General features: G+C 42.9%; 17 protein-coding genes. All 17 read right to left on the bottom strand.

The genetic code is table 11. The annotated features are described in order from the left end of the window. Positions 1-13 precede the first annotated feature (13 nt). The 17 genes from der to BLR65_RS00330 all read right to left on the bottom strand — a co-directional run bounded on the left by der (position 14) and on the right by BLR65_RS00330 (position 19,993). Positions 14-1,339, bottom strand: coding sequence for a ribosome biogenesis GTPase Der (gene der / locus BLR65_RS00410; RefSeq protein ID WP_093791339.1), 1,326 nt, complete (start codon positions 1,337-1,339; stop codon positions 14-16). A 59-nt stretch (positions 1,340-1,398) separates the two neighbouring features. Continuing rightward, complete coding sequence (locus tag BLR65_RS00405) at positions 1,399-2,706, bottom strand: DUF512 domain-containing protein (protein ID WP_093791337.1); 1,308 nt, start codon at positions 2,704-2,706, stop codon at positions 1,399-1,401. Positions 2,707-2,815: 109 nt separating this feature from the next. After that, positions 2,816-4,021, bottom strand: a complete 1,206-nt coding sequence (gene spoIIP / locus BLR65_RS00400; RefSeq protein ID WP_245692257.1) for a stage II sporulation protein P — start codon at positions 4,019-4,021, stop codon at positions 2,816-2,818. Beyond that, entirely contained in the window at positions 4,011-4,772 is a 762-nt protein-coding gene (locus BLR65_RS00395) for a DUF1614 domain-containing protein (protein ID WP_245692254.1), read from the bottom strand. Before BLR65_RS00395 ends, spoIIP begins: the two co-directional genes overlap by 11 nt. Before the next feature lie 100 nt (positions 4,773-4,872). Continuing rightward, entirely contained in the window at positions 4,873-5,934 is a 1,062-nt protein-coding gene (gene fni, locus BLR65_RS00390; protein ID WP_245692252.1) for a type 2 isopentenyl-diphosphate Delta-isomerase, read from the bottom strand. 8 nt (positions 5,935-5,942) lie between these two features. Beyond that, a complete protein-coding gene (locus BLR65_RS00385; protein WP_093791335.1) occupies positions 5,943-7,904 on the bottom strand; it encodes a bifunctional 4-hydroxy-3-methylbut-2-enyl diphosphate reductase/30S ribosomal protein S1 in 1,962 nt (653 codons plus the stop codon). Between the two features lie 138 nt (positions 7,905-8,042). Continuing rightward, positions 8,043-9,902, bottom strand: coding sequence for a carbon starvation CstA family protein (locus tag BLR65_RS00380; protein WP_093791333.1), 1,860 nt, complete (start codon positions 9,900-9,902; stop codon positions 8,043-8,045). Positions 9,903-10,114: 212 nt separating this feature from the next. Further along, positions 10,115-10,885 (bottom strand): LytR/AlgR family response regulator transcription factor, encoded by a 771-nt coding sequence (locus tag BLR65_RS00375; protein ID WP_093791331.1) that lies wholly within the window; start codon positions 10,883-10,885, stop codon positions 10,115-10,117. Then, the gene (locus tag BLR65_RS00370; RefSeq protein ID WP_245692249.1) at positions 10,875-12,599 is read right to left on the bottom strand and encodes a sensor histidine kinase; all 1,725 of its coding nucleotides are present in this window, start codon (positions 12,597-12,599) and stop codon (positions 10,875-10,877) included. Before BLR65_RS00370 ends, BLR65_RS00375 begins: the two co-directional genes overlap by 11 nt. 2 nt (positions 12,600-12,601) lie before the next feature. Beyond that, positions 12,602-13,207, bottom strand: a complete 606-nt coding sequence (locus tag BLR65_RS00365; RefSeq protein ID WP_093791329.1) for a lysophospholipid acyltransferase family protein — start codon at positions 13,205-13,207, stop codon at positions 12,602-12,604. After that, positions 13,200-13,874, bottom strand: coding sequence for a (d)CMP kinase (gene cmk, locus BLR65_RS00360; protein WP_093791327.1), 675 nt, complete (start codon positions 13,872-13,874; stop codon positions 13,200-13,202). Before cmk ends, BLR65_RS00365 begins: the two co-directional genes overlap by 8 nt. Beyond that, positions 13,871-15,187: a 3-phosphoshikimate 1-carboxyvinyltransferase gene (gene aroA / locus BLR65_RS00355; RefSeq protein ID WP_093791325.1), complete on the bottom strand. Its 1,317-nt coding sequence runs from the start codon at positions 15,185-15,187 to the stop codon at positions 13,871-13,873. Before aroA ends, cmk begins: the two co-directional genes overlap by 4 nt. A gap of 3 nt (positions 15,188-15,190) precedes the next feature. After that, positions 15,191-16,219, bottom strand: a complete 1,029-nt coding sequence (aroF, locus tag BLR65_RS00350; RefSeq protein ID WP_093791323.1) for a 3-deoxy-7-phosphoheptulonate synthase — start codon at positions 16,217-16,219, stop codon at positions 15,191-15,193. A gap of 128 nt (positions 16,220-16,347) precedes the next feature. Further along, entirely contained in the window at positions 16,348-16,905 is a 558-nt protein-coding gene (locus BLR65_RS00345) for a hypothetical protein (protein WP_093791321.1), read from the bottom strand. A 32-nt stretch (positions 16,906-16,937) separates the two neighbouring features. Then, entirely contained in the window at positions 16,938-18,176 is a 1,239-nt protein-coding gene (locus tag BLR65_RS00340; RefSeq protein WP_093791319.1) for a BaiN/RdsA family NAD(P)/FAD-dependent oxidoreductase, read from the bottom strand. 68 nt (positions 18,177-18,244) lie between these two features. Then, complete coding sequence (locus BLR65_RS00335) at positions 18,245-18,979, bottom strand: pseudouridine synthase (protein WP_093791317.1); 735 nt, start codon at positions 18,977-18,979, stop codon at positions 18,245-18,247. Between the two features lie 30 nt (positions 18,980-19,009). Next, positions 19,010-19,993: a hypothetical protein gene (locus tag BLR65_RS00330; protein WP_093791315.1), complete on the bottom strand. Its 984-nt coding sequence runs from the start codon at positions 19,991-19,993 to the stop codon at positions 19,010-19,012. Positions 19,994-20,002 lie beyond the last annotated feature (9 nt).

Raw genomic sequence — 20,002 nt, 5'->3', positions numbered from 1 at the left:
TCCCCCCAATTTTTTATTCATCTTTCTCTTTACGACCGCGAACGACCAGCTTGAGTGGAGTTCCCTCAAATCCGAATGCTTCTCTCAATTTATTTTCTAAAAAGCGCAAATAGGAAAAATGCATAATTTCCGGATCATTAACAAAGAAAATAAAAGTAGGCGGTTTAACATCAGGCTGAGTAGTAAAATAAATTTTAAGACGCCGTCCCCGGTCGGAAGGAGGCGGATTTATGGCTGTTGCATCTTCAATAACTTGATTCAATACACTTGTAGCCACCCTCATTACATGTTGATCAGCTACATATTTGACAAGTTCAGTAACCCGCTGTACGCGCTGCTTAGTAAGTGCCGAAGTAAATAGTACGGGAGAATACTGCATAAAACCTAACTCTTCCCGGATGGTTTCGGTAAATCGTAACGAAGTCTTACCATCTTTTTCAATAAGATCCCATTTGTTAACTACAATAATACTGGCTTTACCAGCTTCGTGAGCATAACCGGCAATTTTCTTATCTTGTTCCGTCACACCCTCTTCCGCATTAATAACCATGAGCACTACATCAGAGCGATCAACAGCCCGGAGTGAACGAATAACACTATACCGTTCGACAGGCATATCGACTTTCGCCTTACGCCGCATGCCGGCAGTATCAATTAAGACATAGGACTGTCCGTCTTTTGTAAAGTGAGTGTCAATAGCATCCCGGGTTGTGCCGGGAATATCGCTTACAATTACCCTATCCTCACCAATAATAGCATTAACCAGTGAAGATTTACCCACATTAGGTCGACCGATAACAGCTACTTTGATTTGGTCATTTTCTTCCGTTTCAATATGTTCCTCGGGTAAGTTCTCGATCAGTCTGTCCAGCATATCGCCCAGATTAAGTGCATTAGTCGCTGAAATAGCGATTGGGTCGCCTAAGCCTAAATTGTAAAACTCATAAATATCGGCTTCATTTTTCATATTGTCAACCTTGTTTACCACCAGCAGGACCGGTTTACGGGTATTGCGTAAAATGGCGGCCACTTCATCATCGGCGGTTGTCATACCAACTTTACCATCAACAATAAACATGATAACATCGGCTTCATCGATAGCCAGTCTGGCTTGATTACGTATAGCTGTAAGCATCTTATCATTAGTTTCAAATTCTATGCCGCCGGTATCAATCATGGTAAAATTGCGACCTAGCCATTCAGCGTCCATATAGATGCGGTCACGGGTAACACCAGGCATATCTTCCACGATCGACAACCGGTTTTTTCCTATGTAATTAAATATAGTTGATTTACCGACATTTGGTCGGCCAACAATTGCAACAATTGGTTTACTCATTACATACCACCTTGTATCTTATTCAATCTAACTCATATTATTTCTTCATTCTCTAGTTTTTATCGCCATTTGGCAAGTAACTGTTTTAAGTCCTGGGCAAAGTAAGCCGTGCGAACCGGGACATGTAATGCGGCGGCAATCTGATCCGGAGTAGTGTTATCAAGAAAAACATGCTCACCCTTTCTGAGGGCAATACCAGGAATGATAATCCCTGTACGGGGGCCTGAGTAAGTTTTTAAAGTCTCGATAATATCACCACCGGTCAACAGGCCAGTGACGGTCACATCATTACCAAAAAATTCATTTTCAACCGCAATGACTCTTACTGTTAAATTAGGAATTATAAATTCAGAAAATAGTGGTGAAAGAATCTTCTCTGCCGAAACGCCACAAATGACATCGATATGACATGCTTCACCATAACCTTCAGTACCTACCTGTTCCTGCTCCCAGTCGGCAAGAAAATTGCGGACAAGTCCAATCCCATTTTCAAGTTGAGGAAAGCCGTCATAAGATTCATAACTGGGAATTTCCTTGCCAGCAGACAGATAAAATTCATCTGCCAAGTAGACAAAGGACTCATTGATTTCTTTACGGCAATTTTTTTGCCATTTTTCAACTTGGCTTATAACCTCTGCCGCAGCTGACGACGAAAATTTGGTCAATGGGTGACAGTGTTCCCGATAACGGGTAAGACCAACCGGTACAATCGCCAGTGACAAAATCGAAGGGTACATGGTATAAAGATCATGAATTGTTTTTTCTAGTTCTTTGCCATCATTAAAGCCGGGGCATAAAACGACCTGTGTATGCAGTTCAATACCCCTCTTTACTAAATCGTTAAGTTGCTCCATAATTTTGCCTGCTTGTTTACCACCGAGCATTTGTTCTCGCAGCTTCCCATTGGTAGTATGTACGGAAACATAAAGCGGTGATAAATGCAGTCTGGATATCCGTTCCCGGTCACGGGGACCCAAATTAGTTAGCGTAACAAAGTTTCCATATAAAAAAGACAAACGATAATCGTCATCTTTAATGTAAAGACTATCCCTCATGCCAGCAGGCATTTGATCCACAAAACAAAAGATGCATTTATTGGCGCATTGCCTTACTTTGTCGAACACCGCACTTTCAAATTCTACGCCTAGCTCTTCATCATACTCTTTTTCAAAAACAATTAATTCCTGTTCGCCTGAAGTTCGTTCAATCAGCAGTTCAATTTCTTCCTCCGCTAGCGCAAAGCTAAGATCAATAATATCTTCAACAGCCTCACCATTTACTTCTAGAAGACAATCACCGGGCACAAGGCCAATTTCCTCGCCAATACTATTCGGTTTAATGTTGGATATAATGCCTTTATATGTCAAAGTATTCCCCCCTCCTTTATTATTCCGTCAGGAGTCATATTTTCCTGCCAATAGTTTTACTAAACAGCAAAATAAATAGGAAAAGGCAGGGTTATGCCTGCCTAAAATATTATTCGTTATCATTTGGTTGTTTGGGGTTCTCTGACTTGGTGTGGCTATTACTTTTCTTCTTTTTTTTGGCCCCTATAAAATTAGTAAACTCCGTTGAAGCAAAATTCTTCAGTTTGGCACCGGCTTCTTTTACACTGCCGGTACTTAGCAGTAAAAATGCTGCACTGCCAACAAGCAAGATCCCTAGAATCCATCCTATCGACTTAGTTGCACCTGATGCCCCGCCAGCCGCAGATCCTAAACCGGCATTGCCAGCCGCTCCGGTTTCCCCGGCAGCGTTAGGTCCTGTAGGGGTGCTAGACTTGCCAAGAATAGTAGGCACAACGTCGGAAAACAAGGCGATTCCCCTTTCGGCCGATTCGCGATCATTCGTGTGAGCCCCTACTTCCAATAATATGGAACGTGGATGTAAATCCTGGTTATAGTCACCACCCTTGGCAAAGAATATTCCTTTTATTAATCCCGGATGTTGTTTATCGGCGGCTGCTTTTATCTGGAGCGCGTAATCCTCTATTTGCTTACCAGTAGCCCCGTATTTACCAACAACCAGTTGGACCTTGCTTACATCCTGGCCGTCAATATTGGTTTTATATACTTCTGGCGGCACTGCATCGCGATGTATATCAAAAATAGCGTCAGGTTGTTCTTTTTTTATTAAATCCATAGCTGTTCGCCGCGAACGTTCATAAGCCATATCATCATGCGGATCATGTTTCGCCTGTGAATGAATTACTGTAATTCCGTGTTTTTCCAGGGATGACGTAAAAGCATCGCCAACTTTGTAAATACCGCCAGCTCCCAAGATGCTTTCTTGACCATCTGTAGGTACATAGGATTCATCAGAATGTGTATGGTAAATGGCAACTTTGCCATTACCCTCGGCTTCCGCAATGCCTAACTTAAGGTATGCTCTTAAACGATTGAGTATATTGATATCTTCATGATAATAAGCAGATAAGTCTACCTCGCCTACAAATTTGGCATAGACGTTGTTTCCCTCAATACGGAAAACTTCATATCTGCGATTATTCCCGGTAAGTATTTGATCGCCTGGTCGCATTGTCCAACCGGTTGTATACACTGAATTACCGGCTTCATCGATCACTGTTGAGTAATTTCCGCTTACACCGTCATTCGCATAACATATAGCATTTGAGGCAATAAGTAACAGCGTAAGGAATGTCGCAAATACTTTATTTATCACTACGTTTTTCCTCCTTTTCAGAGGTGTTATTGCGCTCTTTGTTTTTCGTTTCTTGCTGACTCCCATTCTCTTTATCTGGGTGTAATTCATCGCTAAACTCGTACAATCCCTCAGGCCGGTTAGGACCAAGCACCGGACCACCTTGCATCTTCTCACGGGTTTCGCCGACAAGTTCTGCGATCATTACGGCTACAATGCCAGCAATAATGGTAACATCAAATGCCCCAGCCCCGCCAATCGCAGTAGTCCCAGGGACGCCCACCCCTGAAAGTGTAATAATATGTACAATATCACTTAATACCACACCCAAAACTCCGCCGATGAAAGCACTTCGCCGTGAGCGACCTGCCAAATAAGCAATAAGGCCGGCTGCTATGCCATATATCAGTTTAGGATCAAGAAACATGTTTTCCGGCTCATAAGGCAAATAACGTGAGCCTAACGATATGGCAACAGCAACTAGTAGGGAAGCGATAATTGCCCGCACTCTTTCGGCTGTTTCATCCGCCTTCGCAATTAAGTAAATACTCAGTAAAATAGGCAGAATTGCTCCACCGACATTGACTGTAATCTCCATTGGAGAACGCATTAAGGGAATGTCAATAAAACTGCCGACGACAATAGCGGCAATAAATAATAACGCTTGTTTATCGGTCATTCGCATGCGGTCTAAAATTCGTTGAGCCAAGCCAAAGAAAACCAGCACGCTTACAACTAAAAGCAGAATCATTCCGAGCGGCAAATTCATCATATTGTTTCACCTCATAGCCTTAATGTTATCGCATCACTCCTAGTTTGCACTGTTGCCGCTTGATTAATGCAAAAAGCATGGCCTTGAGGCCATGCTTTTACTATTTTTTTCGTTTAGCAAATTGTTCTACGGAAAATCCACGCGCTTTCAGCCACTCTCGACTGAAACCGGTAATCACTAACGGGACTGACTGCAAATCGTGAATAGTAGCTGCCCCAGTTAAGAGCATAAATCGTTTGATGTCTAAAACCAAATTTTCATACCACCGAACGGCATTTTCCAGTCCTTTTTGTTTTATTATTTTTAATACAGGACCGGCAATTCCCACTGCCTTGCCGCCAATGGCAAGTGCTTTGACAACATCAAGCGGCGTTCGAACCCCCCCTGATACGACCACATCCACCTTGGGTGCCACTGCTGCTACCACTTCTACAGCCGAAATCGCAGTTGGAATTCCCCACGATAACATTTCTGTATCCAACGTAAGCTGACCGCGTGCAGCTTCAATGGCCAAAAAATTGGTACCACCAGTGCCACCTACATCGATAGCGTTAACGCCAACGCCCACAAGTGCGTGAGCTTGCTCTTGGGCAATACCACAGCCAACTTCCTTAACAATAACAGGTATATCAATCTTTTTGATGATCGCTTCGATGCGAGACAAGTAACCGTTAAAATTGCGATCCCCTTCGCTCATAATAATCTCTTGACCGGCATTAAGATGAATCTGAAGAGCCTGTGCACCAATCATCTCAACAGCATTGAGCGCAGCTTCAGGGGAAACATGGGCCCCTAGATTGGCAAATACCACTCCATCGGGGTTAATTTTTCGAACAATTTTATAGGAATCGGCAGCAGTTGGATTTTCAATAGCCGAATATTGCGATCCTACCGCCATGGCCGTACCTGTTAACCGCGCGAATTCCGCCAATTCCTGATTGACTTGCATGACATCAGCAGCCCCGCCAGTAATTGCATTAATAATAATCGGTTGTGACAAGTCAATACCTGCTATCGCCGTATTAACATGAATAGTTTGCCACGCTAAATTAGGCAAACAGTTATTCACTAAATGAAAATCATTAAAACCGGCAGCCGCCGGCCCGTCGTCCAAGAGCATCGAATACTTCAAGTGTTCCAATTTACGTGACTGCCGTATCATGCCCCTTATTAGTCCTCCCGCTTGAATAAATGACCAAATTTATCACCAAGTGTAACTCCAGATGAGGGGGCCTGGCTGGAAAGATAGTTACTGAATTCAGCTCGTTCTTTATCCTGCTCGGCCTGGGCTATACTAAGACCGATTCGCTTCTGATCTTTGTCGATACTTAAGATTTTTACAGCAACTTTTTGCCCGACACTGACTGCCTCTTCAGGGCTGGCAACCCGGCGGTCAGCCATCTCAGAAATATGTACTAATCCTTCCATACCTTTTTTTATTTCAACAAATGCACCAAACTTAGCAAGCTTACTAACTGTACCTGTGAGGACGGTTCCCACTGTCAGCGTGTCGATCATATCATACCAGGGATCACGCTGCACATCTTTTAGACTAAGTGATAATTTTTTTGCTTCAGCGTCAACTTTAAGAACAACGACAGTCACCTCATCGCCAACATTGACAACTTCTTGTGGGGTTTTTACCCGCTGCCAGGATAAATCAGAGATATGAATAAGTCCGTCAACTCCGCCGACATCGACAAATGCCCCAAAGTTTGTTAAACGACTTACTTTACCTGTTATGGTCTGTCCTATGGTCAATTTAGCAAATAATTCTTTTTCCTTTTTTTCTTTTTCTTGCATAAGCAATTGTTTACGGGATAGAACCGCTCTTTGCTTCTCCCTATCAATTTCAATAGGTATGACCCCAATAACCTGCCCTACAAATGGTTTTAAATCTTCAACAAATCTAAGATCTACCTGTGAAGCCGGAATAAAACCGCGAATGCCTAAAATGCTGCAAACCAATCCACCTTTGACTACTTCAGTAACTTTTACATCTAGCGGTTGTTTTTTGGAAAATGCCTGCTCCAGTTTATCCCAGGCGATAATTCTATCTGCTTGAACCTTGGATAATTTAACCTGCCCCTCAGAACTATCAGCATCAAGGACCAAAACATCAATGATTTGTCCCTCACTGACAATATCGCTGGCAGTCTGCGGGGTCGGATAAGTAAGTTCAGTTAAGGGAATAACACCCTCGGCCTTATAACCAATATCAACAAATACTTCATCATGACGGACGCCAACAACAGTACCTTTTATCAGGCTGCCATTTTCTAAATGAATTACATCATGCATTGTCAATTCTTCCATTCTTTCGTATACCTCCTTAATTACCCAGTCAGGTGTTGATGCTCCCGCTGTAATCCCTGCAGCCTGAACATTAATAAACCAATCCGGTTTAAGTTCACTAGCTGATTCAATATGATAAGCCGGTTTGCCAATATCCTGACAAACGCTGGCTAAGCGAGCTGTGTTGGCACTGTTTTTACCACCCACGACGATCATGACGTCGACTTTTTTTGCCAGGTTAACGGCTGCTTGCTGCCTAAAATCTGTTGCCGTACAGATTGTGCGTTCAATTCTTATTTCCTCGCTTTTTGATTTCAAGATTGCGACAATAGCATCAAATTTATTAGCAGCGAATGTAGTTTGCGCTACAATTCCCAATCGGGAGTAATTAGGTAATTTTTCGGCTTCTGCCGGTGTTTCAATGACGGCCGCTTCTTGATTTGTCCAGGCAAGAATACTTTGAACTTCAGGATGGTGAGGTTCACCGACAATAACTACTTTATAACCTGCAGTTACAAGTTCGTGTGCGGCTTGCTGAGCCTTTTTTACATGGGGACAGGTGGCGTCTATAATCGTTAAGTGTTTATTTTCAGCCTGCCTATAAATGGCGGGAGCGACACCGTGTGAACGGATGATGACTTTGCCTTCAGGAATTTCTGCTAACTGGTCAACAGTCTTAATTCCTAATTCTTTAAGTCGGTTTATCATTTGCGGATTATGGATAATTGGTCCTAAGGTATGCACTAGGCAGCCTTCATCTGCTGAGCTAATTGCCATATCGACAGCTCGTTTTACACCATAACAAAATCCCCGGTGTTCGGCCAGGTAAATTTTCATAATTGCCTCCTGCTGATAGTCTCTGGCATATTCATCCTATTTATTATACCCCCTTTATCCTGTTGTTTCAAATTAAAAACCGCCACTATCTAGCTAAAGCAAAATAGTGACGGTTCTGATTTTTTATTAACTTAATAATCAGCTTGGAATATTGGGACGAGAATTAGAGTCAATGGGGCACGACTGGAATGAAATTTCGGTGTTCATGCCGATGGGTTTATCAGTCTTCAAGAGTTTCAACCAAACCCTTATCGAGTCGACCAAGGTAATAATTACCAAAATAATGAGGATAATACTCACTGTCCCGTTAGTATTGCCAAGCGTATCACCGCGATTGAAGAACATTTGGACATTCATTATACCGGCAAGCAGAACAGTTACAGCCAGAAAAGCAAGTGGCGCAAATGTTACCAGGGCATAAGATTTTTTAGGAGCAATTTTGAGAATAATAGTGGTTCCAAGAGCCAAGGCAATTACGGCTAAAAGCTGATTGGCAACACCAAATAACGGCCAGATAGTGGCAACGTCGCCGCTATAAAGCAAGTAACCCCAGCAGTACGTTACAATCGCGCTGGTAAATAAAATTCCGGGCCACCAATTCGTCTGCTTAAGCGGAGCATATACATACGTACCAAGAATATCTTGCAGAATATAACGCGCAACACGCGTTCCCGCATCAATTGTAGTTAAAATAAAGAGCGCTTCAAACATAATGGCAAATTGATACCAATAGCTCATAAGATGTTTCATGCCACCAATATTGGAAAAAATATGAGCCATACCGACTGCCAAGGATACTGCGCCGCCGGGACGGTGAGCAACATCCATTTCTACTAAACGTGATAATTCCTTAATTTCAACGGTTGGAATACCTAATTTTGCAAATACTGCTGCCGGACTGTTGATAGCAAAATAATCTCCGGGCATCAGTACAACAGCTGAAATAATAGCCATTACGGCAACAAAACCTTCGGTGATCATACCGCCATAGGCAATCATGCGTGACTGTGATTCGCGTTCAATCATTTTACAGGTAGTGCCTGAACTAATTAATGCGTGGAAGCCGGAAATAGCACCGCAAGCGATAGTAATAAACAGGTATGGCCACCAGGGACCCGGGATGATCGGTCCACCGCCATCCATAAATTTAGTAGTAAAAGGCATGTTGATCATGGGCTGTACAATAAGAATGCCCAGAGCCAAGGCTACAATCGTACCTATTTTCATGTATGAACTTAAGTAATCGCGCGGAGCTAACAACAGCCATACCGGTAAGACTGCGGCAAAGAATCCGTAAAGCGGTAAGGCAATTGATAGCTGTGGTTTGGTAAGGTTAAAAATATTGGCAATACCTTCCCAAGGCTGACCGGGACTTAACCAGTGACCGGTAAATACCGCACCTAATACTAACAGGAAACCCACGATAGACCCTGACCGAATAGAGCCGGGAGCAATTTTAAACATATAAAGGCCAACGACAATCGCAATGGGGATAGTCATAGAAAGTGTATACAGTCCCCAAGGATTTTTAAAGAGGGCATTTACGACCACGATAGCCAAGCCGGCAAGTGCAACAATGATAATGAATAGAATCGCAAAGGACGTTGTTACACCGCTTACCGGCCCCACCTCACGTCTGGCAATAACAGACAGTGATTGACCATTATGCCGTATTGAGGCAAACAAAATAATAAAATCATGGACTGCACCCGCAAATACTGAGCCAAGCAAAATCCACATAAATCCAGGACCCCAGCCATACTGAGCAGCCAATACCGGGCCGACAAGCGGACCAGCACCCGCTATAGCTGCGAAATGATGACCAAACAATACCCACTTATTGGTTGGGACAAACTCCCGGCCGTCATTGCAACGGTAGGCAGGGGTTATGTTAGCGTCATTTAAAGCAAGAACCTTGGCAGAAATAAAAGCAGAATAATACCGATAGGCTAAAACATAAAAACATATGGCAACTACCAACAAATTGACTGAATTCATAAAAATTAGTCCTCCTTTCAAGAATACAATTACAAAAAAATGATAGAAAAAAGGCCTTAAATACTAACCCTGTCCTCCTTTCTGTTACAATTTTCTTTATATTTCAAATAATACAGTATATAGGTTAAACAGGCAAGATGTATCTGATGAAATGACAAAAAACCAGGACGAAATACACTAATGTCCTGGTCAAATACAAAATAGTTACGCTCTTATAATCCAAACAATTTCTTTAGTTTAGAAACTTGCTGACGGCTAACGGGAATTTCTTCATCTAGACCTTCTAATATTAAGTTATATGTGCCGTTAAACCAAGGAATTATCTCGCGTATTTTCTCAATATTAACAAGATAGGCGCGGTGGGTTCGAAAGAATAGGCGGTCATCCAGACGGGACTGCAAATCCTGAAGTGGCATGTTGGAATAATAACACTTGTCGGCAGTGCGAATTAATAACTGCCCTTCCGTACAATACGCCGCAATAATATCCTTGCTAGCAATTACAACTGCTTTGCCATTATATTCAATAGCAAGTTTCTGCAGGCTATAACGCCCGGCTAAATCAGTATCTTGCTTTTTTATCAGGGCCTGCTCGGCTTCCGCTAAGCGAGTCCGAACCTTGTCAATGCATTTAGCGACCCTTTTGCTGGAAAAGGGTTTAAGTAAATAGTCAGCCGCATTGAGTTCAAAAGCCTTCACAGCGAATTCTTCGTGGGCAGTTGCAAAAACAACTAACGGAAATGTTTCTGCTATTTTCATTTTTTCAGCAGTTTGCAGGCCGCTTATTCCCGGCATCTCAATATCTACAAAGATTAAATGCGGACGCAAAGACGTTATTGCCTTAAGAGCGGCTTCGCCGCTTGAAAACTCACCTACAATTTCAACTTCTTCAAATTGTTCCAATAAGAATCTTAGCTCACTTCGTGCCGGTTCTTCATCATCCACAATAATTACTCTGATGATACATAATTGATCAGTCATCATCTACAACCTCCATATTTACAGGAATATGCAGCCGTATTGATGTACCTTCCCCCATTATGCTGGTAATGGTAAGGGCGTGTTTGGTTCCATAAATCGTTTTTAAGCGCTCATTCACATTAGTCAGCCCTACACCTGCCCCTTTACCAAAACCATACTCCAATACTTGTTTTTGGATGTCAGGTGAAATTCCTATGCCATCGTCATTGATAAGAATTTCAACTTGATTTTCTATTTTTTTCGCTACAATGGTAATGGTTCCGCCATCAGTCTTAGCTAACAAGCCATGTTTAACTGCATTCTCCACCAAAGGCTGAAGAGTGAACGTAGGAATTAGTATATTTAACGTATCGGGCTCAATTTCTTGTTTAATTGTTAACCTGTCACCAAATCGTGCTTGTTCAAGTGCCAGGTAAGAATCTACATGTTCAAGTTCTTCACTGAGTGTTACAAAATCACGTGCTGTTTTCAGACTTCGCCGGAAAAACTCACTTAGCTCAATTAGAAGGCTGCGTGCTTTTTCCGGATTGGTACGGCAGAAAGAAACAATGGTATTAAGAGCATTGAACAGAAAATGGGGATTAATCTGAGCCCTGAGTGCTTTAAGCTCGGCCTTTGCGGCCAATTCTGCTTTATGCTGAAGCGCTGATAATTCCAGTTGCGTACTAAATACCTGTCCAAGTCCTTGTGCAAATTCGATATCAAGCGCCGTCAGTGCCTCTTCGCGTGCATAATAAATTTTTAACGTACCGACAAGTTCTTCCCGGCAGTACAGCGGTACTACAATGGCCGATTTCAGAGGACAAGCTGGTACTTTACAGCCAATTTCTTCTTGACTTTGCGCTACAGTGACCTGTTTTTGAGTTAAACAAGCTCTGGTTAATTTCGTCACTATTTGCATTCCCGTTACGTGATGGTCACTACCTAAGCCAACATGCGCTAAAACACGTTCCAAATCAGTAATAGCTACTGCCGCAGCCGAAGTCATACTTAATATGTTGGCAGCCACCTTCTCAGCAGATGTCGAATTGAGTCCCTGCCGGAAATGAGGTAATGTAATATTTGCGATTCTAAGTGCTTTATGGGTTTGTAAGGCGGCAATTTTGGTCTGATGTTCCCTGGCATTATGAATAATAATCATAAAGATGGCAATACCCAGCGCATTAGCCAGAACCATTGGTATTGTTATTTGTGTAACAAGCGATACTGCTGTTTCATAGGGCTTGGCAAACAGGATAATTAACCCCATGCTGAGCAAAATAACACAACTGCCGGTAATAATTCCCGTAATCCACTCCGGCGATTTAGGTTTTGTCCGTACATGGATGTAGCCGGCCAGAACGCCGCCAATCATAGTAGCAAGGCCGCATTGTAAAGCGGTATAGCCTCCTAAATAAATGCGATGACTCCCACTAATCATGCCAACCGCTGTCCCGACGGCCGGTCCTGCCAGAAGGCCTGCAACAATAGCGCCGGTATCCCGGACGTTAGCAAGCGCACCTTCAATGGGGATGCCAAAATAAGTGCCTACGATAGAAATTAGCGAAAAAATAAAGACCAATACCATCTTTTCGCGAGCTGTGGTTTTTTCCTTGAAAAGTAAACGAAACACTTGCATATGGGATAATACATAAGCAAACACAGCGATGATGGCAATCCGCTGCACTAGGATTATTGATAGGTTTCCGTCCAGTAGCCCAATTGTAGTGTTTTCCATAGCTATACCGGCTTATCCGCATCTGCCCGCTCAAGCAGGTTACCAATCTCCGTCATAACTTTGCTACTCATGGCTTCCATACTTTCTTTGACAGTTTCACTGCGACTAAGGATTATTGGGTTGCCAAATATCACTTTAAACCTAGGCAACAAACAGCCATTGCTAAAAACTTTGTTGGTACCAATTACAGCTGTAGGTATAATGGGGACGCCGGCTTTAAGCGCAAGTAGAGCCAAACCAGGTTCGGGATTGCCTAATTTTCCATTTTTACTTCGAGTACCTTCTGGAAATATGCCAAGGACAGCACCTTTTTCCAGAATTGTTAAAGCGGTTCGAATGGCGGTCCGGTCAGCAGTACCACGTTTTACAGGAAAAGCTCCTAATTTAGTAATGATCCAACTAAATATTCGGTTAGTAAATAATTCTTCTTTAGCCATAAAGTGAATCCTCCGCGATAAGGCGCTACCAATTACCGGCGGATCCCAGAGGCTTATATGGTTTGCCGCAATAATAACGCCACCCGGGGGAATATTTTCTGCACCTATAATTTGCCAGCGAAAAACAATAGAGAAAAGTGTAGTAAAAAGAATACGCAATAATTCATACACTTGCTTGTTTCTCCCTGTGCAACTCTAAAATTGACGCCACCGTAGCATCAATGGACAAATTGGTCGTATCAATATTAATTGCATCAGGCGCAGCGACTAAAGGTGCAATTTCCCGCTCACAATCCTCTTTATCCCGGCAGGCAATTTCAGCTTCCAGTTCAGCGAGGGATATAGAATATCCTTTGGCCGTTAATTCCTGCCAGCGTCTTCTTGCTCGTTCAGCAATAGAAGCTGTTAAAAAAACTTTTATATCCGCATGAGGTAAGACACGTGTACCAATATCACGGCCGTCCATAACAACACCGCCTGGTTTGGCCATGTCTTGCTGCAGTTTTAGCATGACCTCTCTAAGTTCACCGACTTGAGCCACCTTGGGTACTAACCGACTGACCTCCGGTGTACGGATTGCCTCCGTTATGTCATGGCCGGCCACAGTTACATTAGTTTTGTTATCAATATTTGTTAGTTTCAAATCAAGATTACAGGCTAATTCGGCAATTGCACGATTATCATGCTCAACGCCTTTTTTAAGTGCCTGCCAGGCTACCGCCCGATACATAGCGCCGGTATCAATGTAAGTATATCCAAGTTTTTGAGCAGTAAGTTTGGCCACTGTGCTCTTTCCTGCCCCTGCCGGCCCGTCAATGGCAATATTTAAACGTTTCATTGCTTACCTCCCGTTAATCCTGAGCTTAAATCAGCTAACACGGCAAAGAAATCAGGATAAGAAATTTTTACACAATCAGCTTCTTCGATTTCAACACCGCGGGCTGCTAAGCCGGCAATTGCTAATGCCATAGCCATACGATGATCGTCATGGGAATGGCATAGTGCTGCATGTAATGACTGTGATCCATCAATAATAAGCCCATCTGCCGTTTCAGTAATCCGGGCACCCATTTTTCCAAGTTCTAAGGAAATCGCTTTGAGACGGTCTGTTTCCTTTACCCGTAATTCTTCAGCGCCTTTGATAATCGTTTGACCCTGAGCAAATGAAGCAGCTACCGCCAGAATGGGAATTTCATCAATAAGTCGTGGAATAATTTCAGCTTCGACGGTGACACCTTTCAGCTTAGCTGAACGCACAACAAGATCGGCAACCGGTTCTCTTCCGCTCCAGCGTTCGTTAGTAACAGTGATATCTGCACCCATTTGCTGTAAAATATCAAGAATACCTGTGCGCGTAGGATTAATGCCAACATTATGTAATACTAACTGACTGTTAGGAATGATCGAAGCGGCAATTAGCCAAAAAGCAGCAGAGCTAATATCACCAGGCACGTTAATATGTTCCGGCGCCTGAAGTTGTTTTACCGGTTCCAAAATAATAGAGTTTCCTACCCTTTTTACAGGTATCCCGAATGTTTCAAACATCCGCTCCGTATGATCACGTGAAGGCATCGTTTCATGCAGCACAGTAGGAGAACTAGCGTAAAGGGCAGCAAGCAGGATAGCTGACTTTACTTGCGCACTGGCAACAGGCATATCATATTCGATACCCCGTATTTGTTCGGCCGCATGAATAGCCAAAGGCGCATAGCGCGACTGCTCGCGTCCTACAATATGTAATCCCATTTGGATCAGTGGTGTTATAACACGGGCCATTGGACGTTTTCGCAGCGAGGCATCGCCCGTTATAATACTAAAAAAAGGCTGCGCACCCAGTAAGCCGGTCAATAACCTGATGGTGGTTCCGGAGTTACCGGCATCAAGTATATTTTTTGGTTCCCTTAGTCCATAAAAGCCATTGCCGGTTACTGTAAGCGCACCCTCTTTATCCTGATCAACACTAACCCCTAATGCCCGCATACAATTAATTGTTGACCAGCAGTCCGCAGCGTGCAAAAAATTGGTCACTTTTACCGGTGTATTGGCCAGCCCGGCCAACATGATACTGCGGTGCGATATCGATTTATCGCCAGGAATATTGACTGACCCTGTCAGATTACCGGTTGGCTGTATTTGTATATTTTGACCCATTAGCTACTCCCCTTTATTTTTGTATAGTAACCGCCCGAGCGCTCCAGTTAATCCGTCCAGATCTGTCATAAGCTGGGAAAAATTTTCAGGAGTCAGTGACTGCGGCCCATCAGATAAAGCTTCTTCCGGATTTGGATGCATTTCAATTAAAAGTCCGTCGGCACCGGCAGCGATCGCAGCCTTAGACATAGGATTAACCCAACGCCAACTGCCGGTGCCGTGACTAGGATCAGCAATGACAGGTAAGTGACTTACATGTTTGATTACCGGTATAGCGGTTAAGTCCAGAGTATTGCGTGTAAAGGTTTCATAAGTTCGAATACCTCTTTCGCATAATACGATTTGGTTATTGCCGCTAGCCATAATGTATTCGGCAGCCATTAACCATTCTTCAATCGTGGCCGCTAGGCCTCGTTTCAATAAAATCGGTTTCTTACTGAGAGCAACTTCCTTAAGTAAGACAAAATTCTGCATGTTACGTGTTCCTATTTGCAGCATATCCACATGTTCCGCAAAGAGATCGATGCTACGAGGATCTGTAACTTCGGAAACAACAGGCAATTCTAATTCACGTCCTACAGCCTTGATTATTTCAAGTCCTTTTTTTTCAAGTCCTTGAAAACTATACGGCGAAGTGCGCGGTTTGTAAGCACCGCCGCGTAGCATAGCGGCTCCTGCCGCTTTTGCCGTTACACCGGCCTGATAGAGCTGGTCATAACTTTCAATCGCACATGGCCCGGCAATTACAGGAATGGTTTTTCCCCCAAAACTAGCACAGCCAACTGTAACAATCGTATCCTCTCGCTGAAATTCTCTGCTTGCAAGTTTATAGGGGGTTTCAACAAGCAGCACTTTGTCAACTCCAGGCATTCTTTCGTATAACGCAGGATTACAGACAGACAAGTCGCCATTGGCCATAATTATTTTACTATGTAAGCCAGTAATTAAATGACTATCTAAACCTAATTGACGAAGCTTATCCAATACCCGGTTAACTTGTTCGGTAGTGGCTGCATTCATCAGAATAATCATAGTAAGCCTCCAAATACCTCAAAAATCTATTCATTATAATTCCCTATTAAACAAAAATTTCCTCTAATCTTTGCAGTTTGCCGGTAAGTTTCTCTATTCCATCAACCTCAGCCAATAATTAAGTATATTTACTGTTTAAAAATGACTTTGCCAATAACAAGAATATTATCTTTGCCTTCCAGTAAGATGCCGTCAGCCGGATAAATCATGTCATTTTTATGAGTGTCGATAATAAATTGAGCAGGTTTTTCAACAGCGGTAATATCAAGTTCCATATAATCGCCATCAAAAACCGTTAATTCTACTTTCCCTTTGGCAAAGTTACCTGCTATCTCGCCATTTATTGTGACAAACGCATCGCCACTGGTTGACGGAGTAATCATACGCACCGTAATATTTTTTCCGGATCTTAACGTACGTATTGATTTGGCAATCGCCTTATTTACTGTACCCCATACCCTATTTGAATCAGATCGTGAAACATCAATCGCATACATTGCAGAAGGAGATGTTATTTGTTCTCCTTCTAGTCGATCTACAAGAGATAAGTATTTTCTGGCTTCACCATTTAGCAGGAGTGCTTGAGTTATTAATAACAGAACAATCGCACTTGTCGCCAGTCTTATAAGTAAGCGATCAATATATGCAAAATGCTTGTGGCGGAACTTGTGATTTCTGTTCTCCATACAACTCCTCCTATATAGAGTAAAACGTTTATTTAGATCGCAGCATACTTACCGGCCACATATCCCGTTGAAAAAGCCGCCTGTAAATTATACCCGCCGGTATAACCATCAATATCAATGACTTCGCCGGCCCAAAAAAGTGATTGGATTAATTTTGATTCCATGGTACGTGCCTCAATTTCCTTCGTGCTTACACCGCCGGCTGTTACTATCGCTTCAGCCACTGGTCTGGTTTGTGTAATGGTAAAAGTTAGATGTTGCAATACAGCCACCAGACGAGACCGTTCTTCTTTGGTAATCTGGTGTACAAATTTATCCGGATCGATAAAAGATAAATCAATAACAACAGGAATTAATTTGGCTGGCAACAGTTCATGCAATGAGTTTTTTAGTTGTTTCCTGGCAAACTGGGTAAAGTCGCGCTGCAAGCGCTTGTCCAATGTTTCGGCGCTTAGTGCCGGTTTGAGATTAATTGCTATGGTAACTTCTTGAGTGGGATAGGCGGCAAGAAGTTCGGCAACTTTTTTGCTCAGGGAAAGGATAATAGGCCCCGACAATCCATAATGCGTAAATAACATTTCGCCAAATTCTTCGGCAGCTTTTTTTTCGTTATATAAAACGGTTGCCTTGACATTTTTGAGCGACAACCCTTGTAGTTCGGCTACCCATTCTTCTTCCACTTCAAGTGGCACAAGGGAAGGCTTGAGTGGTTCGATGGTATGTCCGCATGCCTGAGCCAACCGATAACCATCGCCCGAAGAACCTGTCCCTGGATAAGAAGCACCGCCTGTTGCCACAATGACGGCGTCAGCCCGATACTCGTTATCAACGGTAACGGCTCCGACAGCCTGCCCATTTTCTATGATTAGCCGTTTTACAGGTTGCCCTACTCTAACCGTTACATTTAGTTTGGCCAATTCTTTGGCCAATGTTTTAACAACATCTTTGGCTTGGTCGCTTACAGGAAAAACCCGGCCACCACGTTCTATTTTTGTCGGTAAACCAGCCTGGTTAAAAAGTTCAATCACATCCTGATTGTTAAAAGCATAAAAGGCACTATATAAAAAATTTCCATTACCCGGCATATTTTTTATTAAATCAGGAATATCGCAATTGTTGGTTAAATTGCAGCGGCCTTTTCCGGTAATCAATATTTTACGGCCCAGATCTTTCATTTTTTCCAATATGATTACTTTTGCCCCATGTCGGGCTGCGCTGATTGCGGCCATAAGACCAGCAGCACCACCACCGATGATTAAGACTTGTTTCATAGTTCACACTCACTTTTTATTGGATTGCCAATAGTAAAAAACCCTTATTGAAAATAAGGGTAAACGTCTTAGACGTTTGGCTTTTTACTAAGCCGCTTTAATTCTTCTACTTCGCCAGCGAGCAGTTGGCGGTACTGCCCTCGGCGAAGCCCTTCCAATGTTAAAAAAGCAAACCTAATTCGCTTAAGATTTTTTACTGGATAGCCGATCGCTTCACACATGCGGCGAATTTCCCTGTTTTTTCCTTCATGAATGGCAATCTCCAATGTAGTTAATTCTCTTTCTTGATCAATAGCAATAATATTTATTTTAGCCGGAGCAGTTACACCATCTTCGAGTTTAATACCCACACGCAGTTTGTCGAGCTTTTCTTCGGGAGGACAACCATGTACTTTCGCTAAATAAGTTTTCGTAATTTCATGACTAGGATGTGTTAAAGCATAAGTCAAATCGCCATCATTAGTCATGATAAGCAAGCCTTCGGTGTTATAATCAAGTCTTCCTACCGGATAGATTCTTTCCGGAATATCGGCTACAAGGTCGGCAACTGTCTTGCGACCACGGGGATCTTCCAGTGCCGTTATTACTCCTTTAGGTTTGTTCAGTAAAATATATCTATACTTTTCGGCTTTCACGAGCTTGCTGTCAACGGTGATCCGGTCCCGTCTTGGTTCAACTTTCGTGCCAAGTTCGGTAACAATCTTGCCGTTAACCGCTACCCGGCCGGCTTTAATGAGTTCCTCAGCCTCCCGGCGTGAAGCAATACCCGCTTGAGCAATTATCTTCTGCAAACGTTCTAACATTGAAATTCGACTCCTACTTTCAAACTTATTTTATTCCTGAATAAATTGGCTAAAATCTGTCTGGACTTTACAAGTACGTAAGCGTTTATTATCTTTAGTTACCCGCTCACAACTACCACAGATACCCTCGCCGCAGCACATCGCCGTATTATTTGTGGCTGCCATCGGCAAATTGATACCGGCTGCATGCATGGCAGCAATCAATGCATAATGTTGATCATCAGAGCCGGAACTAACAACTAATTCCGGACATTCCTGGCGATTTGTCAATAATTGAGAAAACAATTGGATACCCACCTGACGCATAGAAGGTATTTCCTGAACCCGGATACCTAATTTGCCCAATTCTTCGGCAATAAATATTTTACCAATCTTTCCGGGTGCTACAATAGCGTTTACACAATTATTTTTTTCTGTTAGCTGGCGGGCTATCGGCATAGCCGGCGGTTGACCCATACCTCCAACTATTAATAATATTTTACCATTATCTATATTGTCAATCCATGGTTGACCAAAAATACCATTATAATACGGACCGCGGACAAGAACTTGATTATTCCTGTCAGCCAACAGCCGGGCTGACTTGGGTCCAATTGTTTCAATGACAACCTGAATCGTATTCCCTTCGACTTTCATAATACCTACCGGAAAATGATAAAATTGTGGATCTGACGACCGGCGCAAAAAAACAAATGCGCCACATTTGTCAAGTGACCGGGCAAGTTCATGAGACACAGCAAACTCTAACAAGTATGTATCTTTAGAGATTATTTGCTTCACTACAAATTGAGTATCGCTTTCCAGCCGTATAGGCGTATCGGCATCAGGGATCCACATTCTTTTTTTGGGCTGCCACTGTTTCTCATATAGTATGCACACTCCACTCCAGTTGCAGTCACATACGTCTTCACCTTTCAAATGACTACAAAACGTACAATGATTTGTATCTGCGAGGAAGCAGGGACAATAAGCCGAATTAATATCAATACATCTGGTCACAAGTTTTTTTAGCACGACTTATTC

The sequence above is a fragment of the Sporomusa acidovorans genome (genome assembly GCF_900101845.1).
Lineage (GTDB): Bacteria > Bacillota > Negativicutes > Sporomusales > Sporomusaceae > Sporomusa > Sporomusa acidovorans.
Note: the sequence above shows the minus strand (reverse complement) of the source record. Positions and strands in the feature narration are given on the sequence as shown.